This is a genomic window from Streptomyces sp. NRRL WC-3618 (genome assembly GCF_001280005.1).
Classification (GTDB): domain Bacteria; phylum Actinomycetota; class Actinomycetes; order Streptomycetales; family Streptomycetaceae; genus Streptomyces.
This window is the reverse complement of the sequence record NZ_LGDW01000190.1, coordinates 1-2,816: the sequence shown is the minus strand read 5'-3', so window position 1 is coordinate 2,816 and position 2,816 is coordinate 1. Positions and strand designations below refer to the sequence as shown.

Here is a 2,816-nt window from a genome sequence, read left to right as displayed (position 1 = left end):
CTGCGCCGCCAGATGCAGCGCAACGAGGGACGACGAGCAGGCCGTGTCGACGGTCACCGCCGGCCCTTCGAGGCCGAACGCGTACGACAGGCGGCCGGAGACGACGCTCGCCGCGTTGCCGGTGCCGAGGTAGCCCTCGCCGCGGTCTGGGGCGGTGCGCAGGACGTCTTCGTAGTCCTGGCCGTTGGTGCCGGAGAAGACGCCGGTACGGCTGCCGCGCAGGGTGGCGGGGTCGATGCCCGCCCGCTCGAAGGCTTCCCACGCGGTCTCCAGGAGGAGGCGCTGCTGCGGGTCCATGGCGAGGGCCTCGCGCGGCGAGATCCCGAAGAAGTCCGCGTCGAACTCGGCCATGTCGCGCAGGAATCCGCCCACGCGGACGTAGCTCGTCCCGGCGTGGTCGGGGTCCGGGTGGTAGAGCGCGTCCACGTTCCAGCCGCGGTCGTCCGGCATGTCGCCGATGACGTCCTTGCCGTCGTGGAGGAGCCTCCACAGGTCCTCCGGGGAGCGAACATCGCCGGGGAAGCGGCAGCTCATCGCCACGATCGCGATCGGGTCGCCGTCCACCGGTGCGCCCGGCGCGACCGGGGCGGGGACCTCGGCGTCCGAGGCGCCCTGCGGGTTTAGGCCGTCGAGGAGTTCACCGCGCAGGAATCCGACGAGGGCCGCCGGTGTCGGGTGGTCGAAGACGAGGGTCGCGGGGAGGTGGAGTCCGCTGGCGGCGCCGATGAGGTTGCGCAGTTCGACCGCGGTCAGCGAGTCGAAGCCGAGGTCCTTGAAGGGCCGGGTGGTGTCCACGGTCTTGGTCGCGGGGTAGCCGAGGACGGTGGCCACGCGCTCGCGCACGAGGTCGAGGAGCGCGCGCTCGCGTTCCGCTGCCGGCAGCGCCGCGAGTTGATCCGCCAGGGAGGACGGGGTCGCGCCCCGCGCCGATCGACGATCCGGGCCGGTGGTCGACACCTCCGTCGATACTGGCGGGCCGGTGAGCTGGTCGAAGAGGTGGCAGGGGCGTGCCATGGCGTAGGTCGGCGCGTACTGGTCCCACTCGACGTCGGCGAGGGTGATCGCGGCGGACCCCGCCGCCGAGTCTGCGGACGCGGCCGCGGCCGCGTCCGCGAGGAGCGCGCCCATCGCGGCGACGGCCAGGTCCGGTGCCATCGGGGGCATGCCGCTGTCGCGCACCCGCTGCTCCACCACCCCGCCGTCGACCGCCATGCCGCCGCCGGCCCACGGTCCCCAGGCAAGGGACAGGGCGGGCAGGCCGAGTGACCTGCGGTGCTCGGCGAAGGCGTCGAGGAAGGCGTTCGCGGCGGCGTAGTTGCCCTGGCCGCCGATGCCCAGGGAGCCCGCGACGGACGAGAAAAGCACGAAGGCCGTCAGGCGGTCGCTGTCGCGCGTCAACTCGTGCAGGTTCAGGGCTGCTTGAGCCTTGGGGCGGAAGACCGTGGCAAACCGTTCGGCGGTCAGGCCGTCGAGAACGCCGTCGTCCAGCACTCCGGCCGTGTGGAACACCCCGGTCAGCGGCACGTCCTCAGGAATCGCGTCCAGAACTCGGGCCAGGGCCTCCCGGTCCGCCGCGTCGCACTCCACGACAGTGACGCGTACGCCCATCTGCTCCAATTCCGCCCGGAGTTCGGCTGCCCCGGGGGCGTCGGGACCGCGACGGCTCGTCAGTACGAGGTGCTCGGCGCCCACGCCCGCCAGCCAGCGCGCGACGTGCCCGCCGAGCGCACCGGTACCACCGGTGACCAGTACCGTGCCCCGCGACGACCACTCCGGGGAGCGCCCCGAGGACAGCCCCGGCCGCCGCTCCCCCGTCGCCACGTCGGCCAAGGGCGCACGCACCAACCGGCGTACGAATACCCCGGATCCGCGCACCGCCACCTGATCCTCGCCAGACGGCCGGCCCAGGGCGTCGGCCAGCCGCAGCCCCGCCCGCTCGTCGGCGTGCGCAGGCAGGTCGACGAGGCCGCCCCACCGCTGGGGCTGTTCCAGGGCCGCCACCCTTCCCATGCCCCACACGGCCGCCTGCGCGGGCGCCGCCAGGCGGTCCGAGCGGCCCGTGGTCATCGCGCCGCACGTGGCGGCCCACATCGGTGCCGCCACGTCCGCGTCGCCCAATGCCTGGAGGAGTACGAGTACTCCCTCAAGGCCCGCAGCGACGGTCGGGTGGACCGAACCTTCGGAGTCGTCGAGGGCCAGCAGCGAGAGCACTCCCTGGGGGTGACCGACGCCCGACTCGACCTGCTCGTCGAGGAGTTCACGCAGCTTCCCGGCCACCACCTCGCGCCGGGCGTCGTCACGACCCACCGCGATCCGGACCACCCGCGCACCGCGTGCCTCCAGCCCGGCGGCCGCGGCGGCCACCCACGGATGCGCGCCCTCGTCGGCCGGGGCGACCACCCACCACGTGCCGTCGAAGGCTGCCGGTGCGAGGCCCGCCAGCGGCTTCCAGGACTCGCGGTACATCCACCGCCCGACCGTGGACGTCTCACGCCGCTGCCGTCGCCAGGACGAAAGGACCGGCAGGACCTCCTCCAGCGCACCGCCCCTGGCATCGCCCTCCGCGCCCAACTCGGCGCTCAAGGACTTCAGGTCCTCCCGCTCCACGGCCTCCCAGAAGCGGGCCTCCGCCTCGTCGACGCCGACGCCGTCCGCACGGGCGGTGGAGTCTGCGGAGGTCGCCGCCAACTCCAGCCAGTAGTGGTCGCGTTGGAATGCGTACGTGGGCAGGTCCACGCGGCGTCGGGAGTCGGCCGGTGCGTACAGCGAGGCGAAGTCGACCTCGGCCCCGCGCACGTGGAGCCGGGCGAGGGCGG

1 protein-coding gene is annotated in these 2,816 nt (G+C 73.8%); it reads right to left on the bottom strand.

What is annotated here, in order from left to right; translation table 11 throughout:
* A partial coding sequence (locus ADL01_RS19045; protein WP_159049573.1) for an SDR family NAD(P)-dependent oxidoreductase occupies positions 1 to 2,816 on the bottom strand: 2,816 nt, incomplete at both ends.